At 69.5% G+C, this 17105-nt stretch carries 14 protein-coding genes and 1 pseudogene; 6 read left to right on the top strand and 9 right to left on the bottom strand.

Features of this window, described 5'->3' with window-relative positions:
* Positions 1-9: 9 nt before the first annotated feature.
* Positions 10-1311, bottom strand: coding sequence for an ROK family transcriptional regulator (locus MPSD_RS04645; protein WP_051153735.1), 1302 nt, complete (start codon positions 1309-1311; stop codon positions 10-12).
* A gap of 176 nt (positions 1312-1487) precedes the next feature.
* Here MPSD_RS04645 and MPSD_RS04640 point away from each other — a divergent pair, with 176 nt between their 5' ends.
* On the top strand, positions 1488-2240 hold the full coding sequence (locus MPSD_RS04640) for an SDR family NAD(P)-dependent oxidoreductase (protein WP_012392751.1): 753 nt from the start codon (positions 1488-1490) through the stop codon (positions 2238-2240).
* Here MPSD_RS04640 and MPSD_RS04635 read toward each other — a convergent pair.
* Entirely contained in the window at positions 2224-3495 is a 1272-nt protein-coding gene (locus tag MPSD_RS04635; protein ID WP_231395790.1) for a L,D-transpeptidase, read from the bottom strand. The genes MPSD_RS04640 and MPSD_RS04635 overlap by 17 nt on opposite strands.
* A 152-nt stretch (positions 3496-3647) precedes the next feature.
* The gene (locus tag MPSD_RS04630) at positions 3648-4748 is read right to left on the bottom strand and encodes a UDP-N-acetylmuramate dehydrogenase (RefSeq protein ID WP_086085513.1); all 1101 of its coding nucleotides are present in this window, start codon (positions 4746-4748) and stop codon (positions 3648-3650) included.
* Between the two features lie 26 nt (positions 4749-4774).
* Here MPSD_RS04630 and MPSD_RS04625 point away from each other — a divergent pair, with 26 nt between their 5' ends.
* From MPSD_RS04625 to MPSD_RS04610, 5 genes and pseudogenes are all read left to right on the top strand, one after another.
* Entirely contained in the window at positions 4775-5299 is a 525-nt protein-coding gene (locus MPSD_RS04625; protein WP_011742104.1) for a DUF2505 domain-containing protein, read from the top strand.
* A 416-nt stretch (positions 5300-5715) separates the two neighbouring features.
* Positions 5716-10442 (top strand): annotated as a pseudogene (locus tag MPSD_RS30660) (PE family protein).
* The gene (locus MPSD_RS28860) at positions 10414-10758 is read left to right on the top strand and encodes a hypothetical protein (protein WP_232022752.1); all 345 of its coding nucleotides are present in this window, start codon (positions 10414-10416) and stop codon (positions 10756-10758) included. The pseudogene MPSD_RS30660 and the gene MPSD_RS28860 overlap by 29 nt, the downstream one beginning before the upstream one ends.
* Before the next feature lie 30 nt (positions 10759-10788).
* Positions 10789-11631 (top strand): carbon-nitrogen hydrolase family protein, encoded by an 843-nt coding sequence (locus tag MPSD_RS04615; RefSeq protein ID WP_020788726.1) that lies wholly within the window; start codon positions 10789-10791, stop codon positions 11629-11631.
* Entirely contained in the window at positions 11628-12674 is a 1047-nt protein-coding gene (locus MPSD_RS04610; protein ID WP_174524118.1) for an LmeA family phospholipid-binding protein, read from the top strand. Before MPSD_RS04615 ends, MPSD_RS04610 begins: the two co-directional genes overlap by 4 nt.
* 18 nt (positions 12675-12692) lie before the next feature.
* On the opposite strand, the gene deoC is transcribed toward MPSD_RS04610, so the two are convergent.
* The 6 genes from deoC to MPSD_RS04580 all read right to left on the bottom strand — a co-directional run bounded on the left by deoC (position 12693) and on the right by MPSD_RS04580 (position 17099).
* Positions 12693-13373, bottom strand: a complete 681-nt coding sequence (deoC, locus tag MPSD_RS04605) for a deoxyribose-phosphate aldolase (RefSeq protein WP_011742101.1) — start codon at positions 13371-13373, stop codon at positions 12693-12695.
* Positions 13373-13855, bottom strand: coding sequence for a DUF2599 domain-containing protein (locus MPSD_RS04600; RefSeq protein ID WP_020788728.1), 483 nt, complete (start codon positions 13853-13855; stop codon positions 13373-13375). Before MPSD_RS04600 ends, deoC begins: the two co-directional genes overlap by 1 nt.
* Before the next feature lie 4 nt (positions 13856-13859).
* Positions 13860-14147 carry a DUF2516 family protein gene (locus MPSD_RS04595; protein ID WP_015354451.1) on the bottom strand — a complete coding sequence of 96 codons (288 nt, stop codon included), beginning with the start codon at positions 14145-14147 and terminating at the stop codon, positions 13860-13862.
* 152 nt (positions 14148-14299) lie between these two features.
* Entirely contained in the window at positions 14300-14905 is a 606-nt protein-coding gene (gene hbhA / locus MPSD_RS04590; RefSeq protein WP_086085603.1) for a heparin-binding hemagglutinin HbhA, read from the bottom strand.
* A gap of 354 nt (positions 14906-15259) precedes the next feature.
* A complete protein-coding gene (hbhR, locus tag MPSD_RS04585; RefSeq protein WP_012392742.1) occupies positions 15260-15676 on the bottom strand; it encodes a transcriptional regulator HbhR in 417 nt (138 codons plus the stop codon).
* An 85-nt stretch (positions 15677-15761) separates the two neighbouring features.
* The gene (locus MPSD_RS04580; protein ID WP_020788731.1) at positions 15762-17099 is read right to left on the bottom strand and encodes a DUF445 domain-containing protein; all 1338 of its coding nucleotides are present in this window, start codon (positions 17097-17099) and stop codon (positions 15762-15764) included.
* Positions 17100-17105: the final 6 nt, after the last annotated feature.

Below are 17105 nucleotides of genomic sequence, written 5' to 3'. Positions count from 1 at the left end.
CAGGCCCTCCTACGCCGAGGCTTCGGGTTCGGCCTGCCGCAGCCGGGTGTTCAGTGCCCCAGAACGACGCATCGCCCCGCGCGGATCGGCATACAACCCGCCTAGGGACACAATGCCCGCTCCCGCTTCCTGCACCCGGTTTCCGAATGACGTGACGCGGATGTCGCGCGGGGCCAGCACCGATCGAGCGGTGAACGCCTCTTCCACCTGGCGCATCCCCTCCGGGTACTCGGTGAATGCCTGGCCACCCACCACGAGTTCATCGGGGTTGAGCACGTCGCGCAGCAACGCAACCGTCTCGCCGAGCACTCGAGCCCGCTCCGCGAGCAGCTCCCTGGCCTGTTGATTTCCCGCCCGCGCCACGCGCAGCAAGTCGGTCATCGCGGTGACCGAGCCGTTCGTACGGGCCTGCGGGGTGGCCGCGATGATGCGCAGACGGCGGACAGCGGCCAGCACCGCCTCGTCGCTCACCGTCGACTCGAGCTGGCCGGTACCGCCGAGCAGTTCGGAGTGGGCCGGCAAACCCGCGATCGTGCCCGGGCCGCTGGCCGGACAGTGCACCCGCCCGTCGATCACCAGCGCGTAACCCACGGTTTCGCGAGCGTAGACATACAGGCTGGTCGATGACCCCCCCGCGAGGCGCCGGGTACCGAGCAGAAGTTCGGCTCCGGCCATCGCGTCGACGTGGGATGCCACCGAGACCGGAAGCCCCAAGGCGTCTGCCAGCGCGGGCCCCACCGGTGCCTGCCGCCAGCCGAGTCGTTGGTGGTCGACGTGGCCGCTGGCGTCATCCACCGTGCCACCGATCGCGACCCCCACCCACAGGGCACGACGACGATGCCAGCGCCGCAGATACCGGCCCGCACTGTCGGCCAGGGACGCCAGCGCACTGCTGGCCGAACTGCGCGGTGTCGCGGTTTCGACGGTGTCGAGGGTGCGCCCCAACAGGTCGGTGGCCACGATGCTGGTGGTACGCGCACCGATGTGCAGACCCAGCGTCACGAACGGCTCGTGGTTCACCTCGACCGGCACTCGCGGACGCCCGATGGCCCCCGAAACCGCCAAGTCGGCGCGCTCCCGCAGCAGGCCCGCATCAAGTAGCGCGATGACCTGGCGGTTCACCGTCGCGATGCTCAGCGAGGTGGTGGTGGCGATGACGTCGCGGCCAACCGGTCCGCGCAATCGCACGGCCCGAAACACGGAGGCCGCCGCGGAATCCGCGAGGTGCAATGACGGGGCCACCACCTGACGGTAGGAACGTGGCTGGCCGTTATGACCGGAATGATGGGCGGTGAGGGTAGTCGAGTGCACAGGCGTCCTTGTTCTGAGTCAACTGGCCGGGTCCCTGGCCGCACATGCTGAGCTGAGTCAGGCGCGGCAAAGTCAGCGGCAACAACAGGCGCCCGCGAAGCGACGCGGGGCGGTGCTGCTGAACATGGCACTGTGGTACACACCGCGAATTTAGCACGTTTACTAGAGTGTGCCCGATGACAACTACTGACGCTGGAAACCGAGTCGCAGTGGTCACCGGCGCCAGTTCCGGGATCGGCGAAGCAACCGCCAGAACTCTTGCCGCGCAAGGGTTTCACGTGGTCGCGGTGGCTCGTCGCGCGGACCGGATAACTGCGCTGACCGATCAGATCGGGGGCACCCCAATTGTGGCGGATGTCACTGACGGTGCGGCAGTGGCGGCCTTGGCGGACGGACTGAGCCGCGTTGACGTCCTGGTCAACAATGCCGGTGGCGCCAAAGGGCTGGAACCGGTGGCCGACGCCGATCTCGAGCATTGGCGCTGGATGTGGGAGACGAATGTGCTGGGCACGCTGCGGGTAACCCGCGCGCTGCTACCCAAGCTGATCGCCTCCGGCGACGGGCTGATCGTGACCGTCACCTCCATTGCGGCGCTGGAGATCTACGACGGCGGCGCCGGTTACACCGCCGCCAAACACGCCCAGGGCGCACTACACCGCACCCTGCGGGGCGAACTCCTGGGCCTGCCGGTGCGACTCACCGAGATTGCACCCGGCGCGGTCGAAACGGAGTTCTCGTTGGTCCGGTTCGACGGCGACGAGCAACGCGCGGACGCGGTCTACTCCGGGATGACTCCGCTGGTGGCCGCCGACATCGCCGAAGTGATCGGGTTCGTGGCCTCACGCCCCCCGCACGTCAACCTGGATCAGATCATCATCCGGCCGCGTGACCAGGCCTCAGCGACCCGACGGGCTAACCACCAGGTGTAGTAGTGCTCGGTGTGGTCGGTGTACCCGACAGGCTGGGGGCAGTCGACGGGGTGGCCGGCGCCGTGATCGGGATCTGCGTACCAGGCGTACGCGCCGACGGAGCCGGCAGCGCGGACATCGACAACCAGGTGTCCCAGTCCACCGCCCAGTCCCAGATGTCGCCGTCTGAGTAGGACAGCTCGATCGTGCTGCCGGTGACCTCAACCGGGTCGCCGTATATCGCCGAGTGGAAGTACTCCTCAGCGTTGGACGTCGACAGATTGATGCAGCCGTTGGTGACATTGCTGTTGCCTTGCGCGCCCGCGCTTTGCGGGTTGGCGTGGATGAACTCACCGTTGTTGGAGATCCGCACCGCCCAGCGCTCGTGCACGTTGCTGTATCCGGCGGCCGGGTTGGACATGTAGAAGTCCGAGTACTTCTCGGTCACCACATGGACACCGTTGCGGGTGACGTTGCGCGCCAGGTCGGCCTCGCCGTAGCTGCACGGGAAGTCCATGATGACTCCCTCATCGGTGACGACCTGAATGCGGTGGGAGGGGACCTCGGCCTTCACGATCTGGCGGCGCCCGATCTGGAAGTTCAACGTCATGTCTTGGGCACCGTAGGCGCCGTCGCCGAACGGCAGCCCATAGAGCTTGGCGTCGACGCTGACCGTGGTGCCCGCGGGGTAGTACTCGCGCGGGCGCCAGTGCACCCGGGCGCCCTTGGCCTCATCGGGCAGCCAGGCCCAACTCCCCTCCACCGGCGGGTTGGTGGTGACGTGGAGCGCACGTTCCACTGTCGCCTTATCGGTGATCGGTGCATCGAATTGAATGATGACCGGCGCCGCGATCCCGACAGTCTGCCCGTCGGCTAACTGGAAGCCCCCGTCGATCTGCTTGTCCGGCGTCACGGTGGTGAACTTGCCCCCCACCGGAATCGCCTTGCCGTCGTGGCCGACAGCCGCACCACTCCAGGTGTAGGTGGTGTCGTAGCCCAGTGGTTCGGTGACCGTATAGACGGTGCGTTCCTGGTTGTAGGCACCGGCGATGACCTTGCCGGACGGATTCTTCAGCACGACCCGCTGGAACCAGCCGTTGCCGACCTCGACACTGACCGGATCGATCGGCAGCACGTCACCAGCGGCATCGGTCGGCCGGAAGATCAGCCGCGGCGCCTCGGGCGCCTTCTGCTCGGCCTGCTTGGCGACCTTGCCCGAACAGGCGGCCAAAACATTTGGCGCCAACACACCGGCCCCAAGGGCCATCAAAGCCATGCGCCTATTGATCGGCGCCTGACTCTTGGGTGCGCTGGATGTGTTCACGGGATTCCAAGATACCGGGCGCAATAGCGCGCAAACGGTCCTCAAGCGGCCCCGTACCCGTCGCAGCACGATGCTCCAGACGGGCTCCGGGCCAAAAGTAGCAGCTACAACGCGCAACCAACCAGAACGGGCTCCGGTTTCAGTGTGATACCAAACACATCACGAACTCCGTCACGCACTGTCCTGGCCAATACCATAACGTCCGCTGCCGTCGCGCCACCGCGATTGGTCAAAGCCAGTGCGTGCTTGCTGGACAGTCGGCATCGGGCGTGCGGGTCGCCGGGATAGCCCTTGCCGAACCCGGCCCGCTCCAGCAGCCAGCCGGCAGCCAGCTTGACGCCGTCCGGTGCCGGGTAGTGCGGCACCGACTCCCCGGTCTGGGCCGCCAGCCGTTCGTAGATCTCGGGCGCGACCACGGGATTGGTGAAAAACGACCCCACGCTCCAGGTGTCATGGTCCGTGGCGTCAAGCACCATGCCCTTTCTCGCCCGCAGCGCCAGCACCGCATCGCGGACCGCCCGCGGCTCGCCACGCTCGCCGCTATTCATGCCCAGCGCAGCCGTCAGCTCGCCGTAGCGCAGAGGGGCGCTGCGGCCCGAGGCATCCAGCGCGAACTCCACCTCTAGGACCACCGCCGGCAGCGCCAGCCCGTCGGCTTGCTTGAGCACGCTGGTTCGGTAGCCGAAAGACAGGTCGGCGGCGGGCACCCAGCTCACATCGCCGGTGCTGCGGTCCAATAGCCGGACCCGGGTGATGACGTCGGACACCTCCACGCCGTAGGCGCCAACGTTTTGTACCGGCGTCGCCCCGGCCGATCCGGGAATGCCCGACAGGCATTCCAGACCGCCCAGACCGCGTTCGATCGCCGCGACCACCACTTCGTCCCACACCGCGCCGGCCTCCGCGCGCACCAGGTTTCCGTCGATGGTGACCCGGTCGTTGGCCACCCGCACCACGGTCAGGTCGGCAAGGGCGTCGCCGATCACCACATTGGAGCCGCCCGCGAACACCAACACCGGCCCGCAGTCTCCGTTTCGGGCACGGTCATCGAGCTCCCGGAGCACGCCAACCAGCTGATCGGTGGTGTCGCAGGTGACCAGCGTCCGCGCGACCGGCCCCACCCGCAACGTGGTCAATGGCGCCAGCGGCACCGACTCGGCGACGCGCGCACCGGCGAATAGCGAACCGACATCGCGCCGTTTCATGGCCCGTAACGGTAGCCTGGCCAGCTATGCCGCGTTCATTCGACGTGTCAGCCGACTACGAAGGCAGCGTCACCGAAGTCCTCCAGGCTTTCTACGAGGAGCAATACTGGCGGGCCCGGCTGGCAGAAACTCCAGTGGACGTCGCAACCCTGGAGTCGATGCGGGTGGACGGCAAGCCCGGACACGACGGGACCATCGAAGTGGTCACCTTGCAGACCGTCTTCAGCCACAACTTGCCGGGCCTGGTCACCCAGTTGCACCGCGGAGATCTGTGCATCCGGCGTGAGGAAACCTGGGGGCCGGTCAACGATGGAACCGCAACGGCGTCCATCGCAGGGTCGATCGTGGATGCGCCGGTGAATCTATGGGGCACCGGAGTCCTCACGCCCAACCCCAAGTCGGGCGGCTCCCGACTGTCGCTGCAACTCACCGTCCAGGTACGCATCCCTTTGATCGGCGGCAAGCTGGAACGGATGATCGGCACCGAGCTGAGCCAGCTGGTGACCGTAGAGCAGAAGTTCACTACCGAGTGGATCGCGGACAACGCCTAAGTAGCCCCAACTAGGCGCGCTAACACGTGCCGCAACCGATCCCGGTTCCGATCGCCGGGAGACGCCCGCAAGCCGGCTCTCAACGCCTTCGCCGCAACATGCATCGACCGGAATTGGTCACCTCAGCCGGCGATGATGCGAGCGCCACAGTCCCTGAGCTCCGCGTAGTCCCAACTGCAGGGCGTGTCCGTCCGTCTCGATGTTGAGACGGGTTTGGTGGCTGCCGGTGGTTGTTTATGCAGTTCGGGTTGGGGTGGCTAAGACGCTGGTGGGCGGCGTGCGGGAGCGGTGCTACTCAACTTTTGACGATCTGATTTTTCTACAGATGCATCGCTGACCTGCGGATATAGCGTGTTTGGACCGGTTGGGTCCGGGTCGAACTCTGTTGGCCTTTGGGTGGATGGGCGGTGGGTGTTGTGTCGTTTGTGAGTGTGGTTCCGGAGTGGGTGGCGGCGGCGGCAACCGATGTGGCCGGGATTGGGTCGGTGGTGGGTGCGGCTAATGCGGCGGCGGCGGGGGCGACGACGTCGGTGACGGCGGCTGCCGGTGATGAGGTGTCGGTGGCGATTGCGGCGTTGTTTGGGGGGTTTGGTCGCGAGTATCAGGCGGTGTGTGGGCAGTGGGCGGAGTTTGAGCAGCGGTTCGCGCGGGCGTTGGGGGCCGGGGCTGCGGGGGCTGAGGCGGCTGCGGTGGGGACGTTGTCGCCGCTAGGGGTGATTGAGCGGGGCGTGTGGGGGGGCGGTGAACGGGCCGGCGGTGGCGTTGTGGGGGCGGCCGTTGATCGGTGATGGCGCTGATGGGGCGGCCGGGACGGGGCAAGCCGGTGGGGCGGGGGGGGTTTGTTGTGGGGTAACGGGGGTAATGGGGGTTCGGGCGGGGTGGGTCAAAGCGGTGGGGCGGGTGGTTCGGCGGGGTTGATCGGGCGAGGCGGGGCCGGTGGTGCGGGCGGGCTCAGCGGCGCCTCGGGGGCCGGCGGTGCGGGCGGGGTGGGCGGCAATGGCGGCTGGTTGTGGGGTGCCGGCGGGGATGGTGGTGCTGGCGGGGTGGGTGCGCTTAGCGGTGGTGTTGGTGCTGCGGCGGGTCGAGCGTGGTTGTGGGGTGCGGGCGGGGCCGGCGGTGCCGGCGGGCAGGGCATGGGTCTCGGTGCCGGTGCCGGTGCCGGTGGCGGCGGCGGGCAGGGCGGGCTGGTCTATGGCGGCGGCGGCGACGGTGGCGCCGGCGGGGTGGGTGCGCTTAGCGGTGGTGTTGGCGGTGCGGCGGGTCGAGCGTGGTTGTGGGGTGCGGGCGGGGCCGGCGGTGCCGGCGGGCAGGGCATGGGTCTCGATGGCGGTGCCGGTGCCGGTGGCGGCGGCGGGCAGGGCGGGCTGGTCTATGGCGGCGGCGGCGACGGTGGTGCCGGCGGGGTGGGTGGTGAGGTCGGCGGTGGTGGCGCCGGCGGTACCGGCGGGGCCGGTGGTGCGGCGGGGCTGATCGGCCACGGTGGGGCCGGGGGTGGCGGTGGTGCCGGTGATGGCGGTAGCACCGGGGGTGCGGGCCAGACCGGTGGTGATGGCGGCCGTGCCGGTGATGGGGGCGTTGGGGGCGGGGCGGCTGGCTGGCCGGTGCCGGCGGCGACGGGGGTGTCGGCGGTGCCGGTGGTGGCGGCGCGGACGGGCTGGTGTTGGGCAGTGACGGCGGAGATGGCGGTGATGGCGGTACCGGCGGGGCCGGGGGGACCGGCGGCGCCGGGGGTGCGGGCGGGTTGATCAGCTTCTTCGGCGGCCAGGGTGCCGGCGGGGCCGGCGGTGCCGGTGGGGCCGGTGGGCTGGCCGGTGATGGTGGTGTGGGGGCCACGGGCACGTTTGCCGGTGGTGGCAGCGGTACCGGTGGTGCCGGCGGTGATGGCGGCACCCCCGGTGTGGGTGGTGCTGGCGGCGCCGGCGGGGCCGGCTCGATCGCGGGCGCTCATGGCAGCGAAGGTGCCCGCCCACTGAGCGGTAATGGCGGTAGCGGAGGGCGCGGGGCCGATAGCACCGTGCCCGGCGGGATCGCCGGTGATGGTGGGGTCGGTGGCAACGGCGGGGTGTTCGGCAACGGCGGTACCGGTGGTGCCGGCGGTACGGGCATCGCCGGGCAGCGGGGGGTGAGCGCGGACACCCCGGGCGGCTCGGGCACCGCCGGTGAGGATGGCGGGGCCGGCGGCAATGGCGGGGCCGGTGGCCTGGGTGGTGCCCTGGCCGGCCACAGGGGCGACGGCGGAGCCGGTGGCACCGGCGGCGACGGTGGGGCCGGCGGCTCGGGTGCGGCCGGCACGGCCGGAGACCGGGCCACCATCGCCCACCTTGATGGTGGCCGCGGGGGTGACGGTGGGTCCGGTGCCGACGGTGGGGCCGGCGGGGCCGGCGGGGCCGGCGGGGCCGGCGGTAACGGTGGCGCCGGTGGTCAGGCATTGGCGGCCGGCTACACCGACGGCGTTCGCGGCGCCGGAGGATCCGGCGGCGCCGGCGGGGCCGGCGGGCTGGCCGGGGCTGGCGGTGACGGCGGTGACGGCGGTGACGCATACACGACCGGCGGCGGGGCCGGCGGGGACGGCGGCCACGGCGGTGACACCGGGACCGGTGGGGCCGGCGGGTCCGGCAGCGCCGGCTCGAGCAACGGCCTGTCCGGCCTGTCCGGGCATAGCCCGACCAGCGGCGGTGATGGCGGCGCCGGTGGCGACGGCGGTGACAGTCCCGCCACCGGCGGGCGTGGCGGGGCCGGCGGTAACGGCGGCAAGTATGGCAATGGCGGCGCCGGCGGGGCCGGTGGTGACGGGATCGCGCGGGGCGACGCGGCCGGCGGGGACGGCGGCAACGGCGGCAACGGCGGCAACGGCGGCAACGCCGGCAACGGGGGCAACGGCGGCAACGGCGGCAACGGCGGCAACGGCGGGTTCTACGGTGACGGCGGGGACGGTGGGGCCGGCGGCGCGGGCGGTTCGGGCACCAGCGGTGTGGGGTTTGAGGGTGGCCGTGGCGGGGCCGGCGGGGCCTACGGCGACGGCGGGGCCGGCGGAGCCGGCGGCGACGGACGCAATGGGGTCGACGCCACCACCGCGGGCGCTTCCAGCACGCAGGGATTCGCCGGCGGCGGCGGTGGCGCGGGCGGCGCCGGCGGGGCCGGGGGCGCCCAAGCCGGCGCCGGTGGGGCCGGCGGCACCGGTGGTTTCGGCGGGTCCGGCGCGAACGGCGGGGCCGGGGATCACGGCACCGCCGCGAACCCCAACGGAGGCCGTGGCGGGGCCGGCGGGGATGGCGGGGCCGGCGGCACCGGTGGTTTCGGCGGGTCCGGCGCGAACGGCGGGGCCGGGGATCACGGCACCGCCGCGAACCCCAACGGTGGCCGTGGCGGGGACGGCGGATCCGGCGCGGCCGGTGGGGCCGGCGGCGACGGCGGTAACGGCGGGGCCGGCGGACAGGCACAAGCGGCCGGCTACGCCGACGGAACCCGCGGCGCCGGCGGCAACGGCGGGGTCGGTGGGGCCGGCGGGCTCGCCGGCGACGGAGGCCGCGGCGGAGACGGTGCGGTCGGGTTCGGTGGAGCCGGCGGCGACGGCGGCCACGGCGGTAACACCGGTGCCGGTGGAGCCGGCGGCGACGGCGGCCACGGCGGTAACACCGGTGCCGGTGGAGCCGGCGGCGACGGCGGCCACGGCGGTAACACCGGTGCCGGTGGGGCCGGCGGCACGGGCGGTGTCGGCTCCAGCACCGGACTCACCGGCCTGGGCGGGCACAGCCCCACCAGCGGCGGGGACGGCGGAAGCGGCGGAAACGGCGGGCGGGGTGCGGTCGATATCGCCGGCGGGGCCGGCGGGACCGGAGGTAACGGCGGGGCCTACGGCAACGGCGGCGACGGCGGCGACGGCGGTGACGGCGGTGACGGCGGTGACGGTGTCAACGGAACACGCGGGCTGACCGCGATCACCCCAGGGGGCTCGGGCACCGACGGCAGCGCCGGCAGCGCCGGCGGCGCCGGCGGGTACGGGGGCAACGGTGGGGCCCTGGCCGGCGACGGCGGCGACGGTGGTGACGGCGGCAACGGCGGCTACCCCGGGGTCGGCGGGGCCGGCGGTAAAGGCGGAATCGGCGAGACCATCGGACTCAGCGGCCTCGGCGGCTACAGCCCCATCAGCGGCAACGGCGGCGACGGCGGCGACGGCGGCAGCGGCAGCGCTGGCACCACCGCCCACCCGGCCGGCTTTGACGGCGGTGCCGGCGGGCACGGCGGCGATGGCGGCGCCTTCGGCAACGGCGGCAACGGCGGCCCCGGCAACAGCTCCACCGGCGGTAACAGCGGCAACGGCGGCGGTGGCGGCTTGGGCGGCTACGGCGCTACCGGCGGCACCGGGGGCAAGGGCGGCAACGGCGGCAGTGGTGGCATCGGCGGCAACGGCGGCAACGGCGGCTTCGGCGGCGGCGGCACCATCAGGGGCACCGGCGGCAACGGCGGCAACGGCGACAACGGCGACAACGGCAGCAACGGCAGCAACGGCAGCAACGGCGGCAACGGCAGCAACGGCGGCAACGGCGGCAAGGGCGGCAACGCCGGCAACGGCACCGTGGTCACCGGCTTGGGGGGCAACGGCGGCAACGGCGGCGATGGAGGGCACGGCAACGGGTCAAATATCGCTGGAGGCAACGGCGGCAGCGGCGGCGACGGTGGCAACGGGGGCAACGGGGGCGACGGGGGCGACGGGGGCGACGGCGCGATCAGAGGTGATGGCGGCGCCGGGGGCAACGGCGGCAACGGCGTCGGGACCCTTAACACTGTCAACCCCAACGGCGGCAACGGCGGCAAGGGCGGCGAGGGCGGCGAGGGCGGCGAGGGCGGCAACGGTGTGATCGCCGGCGCTGGGGGTGACGGGGGCACCGGCGGCGCAGGTGGCGGTTTCCAAGCCACCGGCGGCAGCGGCGGCGCTGGCGGCTCTGGTACCACCGGAGGCACCGGGGGTCGCGGCGGCGCCGGCGGCGCAGCTGACGGTTTCCAAGCCACCGGCGGCGCCGGCGGCACCGGCGGCGGCGGTGGTAACGGCACCTCCACTGGTGGCGTTGGGGGTAACGGCGGCAAAGGCGGGGGCGCCACCGATCTCGAAAGCGTTGCCGGCAGCGGGGGGCAACGGCGGTAACGGCGGTATCGGTGCCACGGGAGGCAATGCTGGTCGCGGCGGAGACGGCGGTTCCAGCACCGGCTTCGGCGGTGGTGGCGGTATGGGGGGCACCGGCGGCCTTGGCAACGCCGGATACGGCGGATACGGCGGCGACGGCGGTAAGGGCGGTGACACTGGCGGTGGCGTCGGCCGCAGCGGAGGCACCGGCGGCAAGGGCGGCGCCAGCACCTTGAACGGCCAACAGGTTGCGGGCGGCAGCGGCGGCTCCAGTAAGGCGCCAGTAGGCAATAGAGGCAGCTCCGGCGGCACGGGCGGCCACCCTGGCGGCCTCTGACCCGCTTCCAGGGGTCCTAAGCTGGCTGCTATGCGAATCGCGCTGGCACAGATTCTCAGTGGCACTGACCCAACAGCAAATCTTGAGCTGGTGCGTGACTATGCCGAGCGGGCGGCGGATGCCGGCGCCAGGCTGGTGGTGTTCCCCGAAGCGACCATGTGCCGGTTCGGCGTCCCGTTGGGACCCGTCGCACAGCCCCTGGACGGCCCCTGGGCCAACGGAGTGCGCCGGATCGCCGCCCAGACCGGAATAACGGTGGTGGCGGGGATGTTTACCCCCGCCGATGCCGGACGGGTATCAAACACACTGTTCGCAGCGGGTCCGGGCGCACCGAATCAGCCAGATGACCACTACCACAAGATCCACCTCTACGACGCCTTCGGCTTTGCCGAGTCGCGTACCGTCGCGCCGGGACACGAGCCGGTAGTGGTCACGGTCGACGACGTCCAGGTCGGTTTGACAGTTTGCTACGACATCCGCTTTCCGGCCCTCTACACCGAGCTGGCTCGGCGCGGCGCCGAACTGATCGTGGTCAGCGCCTCCTGGGGCTCAGGCCCTGGCAAACTTGACCAGTGGACGCTACTGGCCCGCGCCAGGGCCCTGGATTCGGCCAGTTATGTGGCCGCGGCGGGTCAGGCCGACCCGGGAGACACCGCGTCGGATCCGGGCGGAGGTTCCGGTGCACCGCGAGGGGTGGGCGGCAGCCTGGTCGCCTCCCCGCTGGGTGAAGTGGTGGCGTCAGCGGGGTCGGACCCGCAACTCGTTGTCGCCGACATCGACCTCGCCAAGGTAGGTGCGGCACGCGACAACATAGGAATGCTGCGCAACCAATCGCGCTTCACTCAGACTGATAAGGCACAATCGCGTAGGTGACGAACCCGCAAGGCCCACCCAACGAGGGCCCGTCGACTTGGTCGCGTCCCAGCAATCAAGGCCCCCTTGGCCGGGCCCCGTCCCCGGTTGACCCGTCTGGTGGGCCGTTCCGTTCGGGCGAGCCCGCCAACCCCCAGCAAGAGCCGCCGACGATGGCCGGCATCGGCCCGCAGCAGACGGAGCCCATCGCCGCCAGCAACGCCGATTCGCGGCGGCCGGAATCCACTTCTCCGCCCGCCTCGAGCGCCAGTAAGACGACGTCGGTTGCCACGCCAGAGGAAGAGCCGCTGGCGGGAACGCGCAAACGACGCTCACGCCGGGACCCACTATCCATCTTTTTGATTCTGATCATCGTGTTCTCGCTGGTCCTCGCCGGCGTGATCGCCAGCGAGCTCTACGCTCGCCATGTCGCCAACGGCAAGGTTGCCGCCGCGGTGGCATGTGAGGTCAAAGACAAGGCCACCGCGTCGTTCGGCGTGGCGCCCCTGTTGTTGTGGCAGTTGGCAACCCGCCACTTCACCAACATCACGGTCGAGACGGCGGGCAACCAGGTGCGTGACGCCAAGGGCATGAAGCTTCGAATCAGCATTCAAGATGTCCATCTCAAGAGCACGCCGAACTCCGCGGGCACACTTGGAGCACTGGATGCCACCATTTCCTGGACATCGGATGGCATCAAGGAATCGGTGCAGAACGCGATCCCGATCCTCGGCGAGTTCGTCACCAACAGCGTGGTGACACACCCCGCCGACGGCACCATCGAACTCAAGGGCATGCTCAACGACATCATCGCCAGGCCAGTGGTGTCCGGCAAGGGGTTGGAGCTGCAGATCGTGAGCTTCAATACGCTGGGCTTCTCACTGCCGAAGGAAGCGGTGCAGTCGACACTGAACGACTTCACCGCAGACTTGACCAGGAACTATCCACTGGGGATCCACGCGGACAGCGTTCAAGTCACCACGACCGGTGTGGTCAGCCACTTCTCCACCCGCAACGCCACCATCCCGACCGGTAGCCAGAATCCCTGTTTCGCCAACCTCTGAGCGCGGTGTAACCGCAGATCAGTTCTGGCCGAGCCCCTCGAGGACCGCTCGGGTGCCGGACAGGCCCAGCCTGGTTGCACCGGCACTGAGCATCGCGACCGCGTCGGTGGCGGTCCGGATGCCGCCGCTGGCCTTGACCCCGAGTCGTCCGCCGACGGCGCTGGCCATCACTTCGACGGCGCGCGTCGAGGCGCCGCCTGCGGGATGAAAGCCGGTAGACGTCTTGACGAAGTCCGCTCCGGCGTCCTCGGCGACCCGGCACACGCCGATCAGCGTGGACTCGTCGGCCAGACCCAATAGCGCCGCCGACTCAACGATCACCTTCAGCACCGCCCCGGAGGTCGCGCAACGCACCGCCTCGATGTCGGACCGCACCGCATCGAGGTGCCCGGCCAGCGCGGCACCGACATCGATGACCATGTCGACCTCAACGGCACCGCAGGCAACGGCAAGCGCCGCCTCATGCGCCTTGATCGCCGAGGCATGCTTGCCCGACGGGAAACCCGCCACCGTGGCTACCCGGACGCCGCCGGCCGAGACCGCGGCGGGCACCATCGACGGCGAAACGCAGACCGCGTAAACGCCGAGGTCGGCGGCTTCTGCCACCAGGGCCACCACATCGGCGGCAGTAGCCTCGGGCTTGAGCAGGGTGTGATCCACCAACGCCGCCACCTGGTCTCGGGTTGGTTGACCCGGCATCAAGACTGACCCCCGTCTGCAGACGACACAACCGCCCGTGAAAGTTCGGCCTCTTCAGGGCCGCCCGGATTGCAGCCTGAGGCAAACATCTCGGCGTCATCGACCACCGGGCGCCACGGCTCGAGATTCCAGCTGCTCTTGCCGGGTGCTGCGACCTCGGCGAAATCCCAGTGACAGACGAACTGTGCCCGCATGCCAGGGGTGTCGGCCTCCGGAGCCAACGCCAGTACCTCCGCCCACGCCTCCTCCGCGGCCGCGGCGGTCATGCCGAACTGGCTGGCGGCCGCGCGCCCGGCCGACGTCGGGAACACGCGCAGGCCCCGCAATGACCCCCACTGCGCCCATTCGGTGTGGTCCACGAACGGCGGCGAATGAACTGGCTGCGCGGCGCTGGCATCTCCGGCACCCGCATCGGCCGCAGCATCAGGCGCGCTCAGCATGGCGATAAGCACCGCGACTGGCGCGGCCAACAGGACTTTCATCCGGCTAGCGGGATTTGCCCTGAATCTCGAGCAGCTTGGGCCGCACGTCGACCAGATAGACCCCGGCCGCACACGCGGCTATCGCCATCCCGAGCACGCCGAAGACGAAGCCCAGGATGGAGGTCAGTGCCACAGCCGCGCCGAGAATCACCAACCACACCGGCTTGGTCAGCTTGTCAGCGGCGGTATAGGCATCAGGCCGCTGCATCGCTGCATGCACAAACGCGTACACGGCCGTTACCAGGACGGCGATCTGCAGGACCAACAGGACGGTACCTACGAGTTGGCTCACCCCTAAAGACTATGCGGGCATTGGCCAAAACGTCGACTCCGAGCCGCCTTACCGGCGACTCGCGGGCCAAAAACGCCGACTCCGAGCCGCCCGACTGGGCGACTCGGAGTCGAATCGTGAATGTTATCGGTCCGAGCCGAGCTCGGCCCGGATCACTTCTGGGTGACCTTCTTGGCCGGAGCCTTCTTGGCCGGAGCCTTCTTGGCAGGCGCCTTCTTGGCGGCCGGAGCCTTCTTGGCGGGAGCCTTCTTGGCGGGAGCCTCGAGTTCTTCCTTCTTCGGCAGCTCGATGCCGACCAGCTTGGCGGCGCGCTCACCGACGGCGCGGGTCTGCGTCGCGACGGTGCCCAGCGCCTCCTGGGTCAGCTCCACAGCCTGGTCCACGTAACCCTCGGCGCGAGCCGACACGTCCTCGAAGGCCGGCTGGCTACGCAACCGCTCCAGGGCGGCCTCGCCGCGCTGAACCAAGTCGTTGTACCGGCCGGTGGCGGCCTCCAGGTAACCCTCGGCAGCCTTGCGGAGCTCGTCGGAGGTGAAACGCTCACGCAGTTCGGTGAACTGCTCCGGCAGGTCCTCCTGCAGCTTGGTCAGGCGAGCGCGGCTCTCCTCGACCCGGCTACGGGTGTCGGTGCGGGTCTCTTCGGCGCGGTCACGCAGGTTGGCGATCAGGTCGTTGACGGTGGCCAGAGCCAGGTCGGCGGCACCGAGCGCGGCAAGCAGCGGCGCCCGCAGGTCCTCGATGTTCGTGTTTTCAGCCATGTTGTTTCCTTTCATGGATTGTTTGTCGTTATTGGCGCTATCGAGACTTGAAATGGAAGTTGGGGCATGCGTCGGCTCCTCTGGGGGAATAGTCAAGACCCACGGATTGCCGTAGCGCGCGGATTGCGGGGAACCTCCTGAGTCGTCGGATCGGTGGACGGTCCAGTTTCCAGTTGCCAATACAGGCCTGATTTTTCGCTGGTCAGAACCCGTTCCCGCGGTTCGCGATTGCCGGTCACACAAACCCGCAGACGCGTACTCGACGGCGCATTCGCAACGTCTATCCCTATTGAGTTACCCGACGGCCGGCGCTCTAGACGTCGCCAATCTCACATCTGGCGGCCGACCACTTAATCAATCGTCAATTTCAGATGGGCTCGAACACTCCTCACGGACGGCTTCGTTCTGCTGGGTAAACGACGCATAGATATCCAACAGAATTTGCTTTTGACGCTCGGTGATGGCCGTGTCGGTGATGATGACGTCACGCACCTGGCTGGTCTCGCTCGGTTCGAGAATCCCGGCACGCACATAAAGGACCTCGGCGGATACCCGCAGCGCCTTCGCAATCTGGGCCAAGACATCAGCGGACGGCTTGCGCAGCCCACGCTCGACTTGGCTCAGGTAAGGATTGCTGACACCGGAGCGCTCCGCAAGCTGCCGCATCGAGACGTGCGCATTCTCGCGTTGCGTCCTGATGAAGCTGCCAATATCGGAGGCCTTAGAGGACACCGCGGACACCTTGGCGCCCAGCTTTTCCTCCCCCGGCATCGGTGCACTCCCTCGCTAGTGGTAGTCGTTTACGCACCCAAGGGTACGGAGAGGTGCTTGCTTTTGCAAGCGCTTGTTAGCACCCTCAGAACAGCAAGTGCGCGATAGCGAAGATCACCAAACCGGCCAGCGCCCCCACAACCGTGCCGTTGATCCGAATAAACTGCAGGTCACGGCCGACGTGTAGTTCGATGCGCCGACTGGCTTCCTCGGCGTCCCAACGCTCGATCGTCTCGGTGATGATTGCCGTGATCTCGACCCCATACTGCGAGACCAAGTGCTGCGCCGCCCGCACCATCCAGTCGTCCACCTTGTCGCGCAGCTCGCCGTCGTCGCGCAGTGATTCGCCGATTCGGACCACCGTTTCGGCGATCCGGCTGCGCAAGACGCTGGACGGGTCGTCAACGCCCTCGAGCACCAGCCGCTTGATGGTTTTCCATGCGGTCGCCGCGGCATTGGCGACCTCGTCGCGGGCCATCAACTGGTCTTTGATGGTGTCGGCGCGCGCAATGGTGCTCGGATCGTGCTGGAGATCGTCAGCGAACTCGAACAGGAAGCGGGTCGCCGAACGGCGCAGTTCGTGATCGGGGTTGCGCCGAACTTTGTCGGTGAAATCCATCAACTCGCGGTGGATGCGGTCGCCAACCATGTGGTCGACGAATCGCGGCGACCACGTTGGCGAGTCGCGCTCGACCACCCGCTGAATGATCACCCCCGCGTTCAGTGACCACTGAAAGGCACGGTCGGCCAGCAGCTGGATCAGGGCTTCCTGCCGGTTCTCGGCCAGGACGGTCTGCAGCACCCGCCCCACCGGCGGACCCCACTGCGGCTCGGCGATACGACGCACGATCATCCGGTCGATCACGTGCTGGACGTCATCGTCGCGCAGTAGCTCCATCAGCACCCGCAGCACCGTGGCGGCCTCGGCCGCCACCCGTTGGGCATGCCCGGAATCCGCGAGCCATTTCCCCAGCCGGCCGGGGACCTGCGCATCGCGCAACTTGGTTTCCACCACCGGGGCCGACAGGAAGTTCTCCCGGACGAACGTGCCCAGCCCCTCGCCCAGCTGGTCTTTCTTGCGTTTGATGATTGCGGTGTGCGGGATCGGGATCCCCAGTGGATGCTTGAACAGCGCCGTCACCGCGAACCAGTCGGCCAGCGCACCGACCATGCCGGCCTCCGCGGCGGCACCGAGGTAACCGACCCACAGCGGCGCCCCACCTTGAGCCTGCACCCACCGACATGCCAGGAACACGATGGTGGCGCCGACGAGGAACCCCAGCGCCACCAGTTTCATCCGACGCAGGCCCACCCGCCGGGCCGCATCTTCCTGCGGATCGGCGCCGGCGAACGACTCAGCAAAAGACATCCGGTGTATCGATGCCGGCGGCGAACTCGAAGGCTCGGCTCTGTGTGCCACCACACCATC

Origin of the sequence: Mycobacterium pseudoshottsii JCM 15466 (assembly GCF_003584745.1) — a bacterium.
Classification (GTDB): domain Bacteria; phylum Actinomycetota; class Actinomycetes; order Mycobacteriales; family Mycobacteriaceae; genus Mycobacterium; species Mycobacterium marinum.
Note: the sequence above shows the minus strand (reverse complement) of the source record. Positions and strands in the feature narration are given on the sequence as shown.

Coding starts and splice junctions, on each gene's coding strand:
- hbhA (WP_086085603.1), bottom strand. CDS start 14,905: ATGGCTGAAAACACGAACATCGAGGACCTGCGGGCGCCGCTGCTTGCC.
- MPSD_RS04600 (WP_020788728.1), bottom strand. CDS start 13,855: ATGAAAGTCCTGTTGGCCGCGCCAGTCGCGGTGCTTATCGCCATGCTG.
- MPSD_RS04625 (WP_011742104.1), top strand. CDS start 4,775: ATGCCGCGTTCATTCGACGTGTCAGCCGACTACGAAGGCAGCGTCACC.
- MPSD_RS04615 (WP_020788726.1), top strand. CDS start 10,789: ATGCGAATCGCGCTGGCACAGATTCTCAGTGGCACTGACCCAACAGCA.
- hbhR (WP_012392742.1), bottom strand. CDS start 15,676: ATGCCGGGGGAGGAAAAGCTGGGCGCCAAGGTGTCCGCGGTGTCCTCT.
- deoC (WP_011742101.1), bottom strand. CDS start 13,373: ATGCCGGGTCAACCAACCCGAGACCAGGTGGCGGCGTTGGTGGATCAC.
- MPSD_RS04640 (WP_012392751.1), top strand. CDS start 1,488: ATGACAACTACTGACGCTGGAAACCGAGTCGCAGTGGTCACCGGCGCC.
- MPSD_RS04630 (WP_086085513.1), bottom strand. CDS start 4,748: ATGAAACGGCGCGATGTCGGTTCGCTATTCGCCGGTGCGCGCGTCGCC.
- MPSD_RS04635 (WP_231395790.1), bottom strand. CDS start 3,495: ATGGCTTTGATGGCCCTTGGGGCCGGTGTGTTGGCGCCAAATGTTTTG.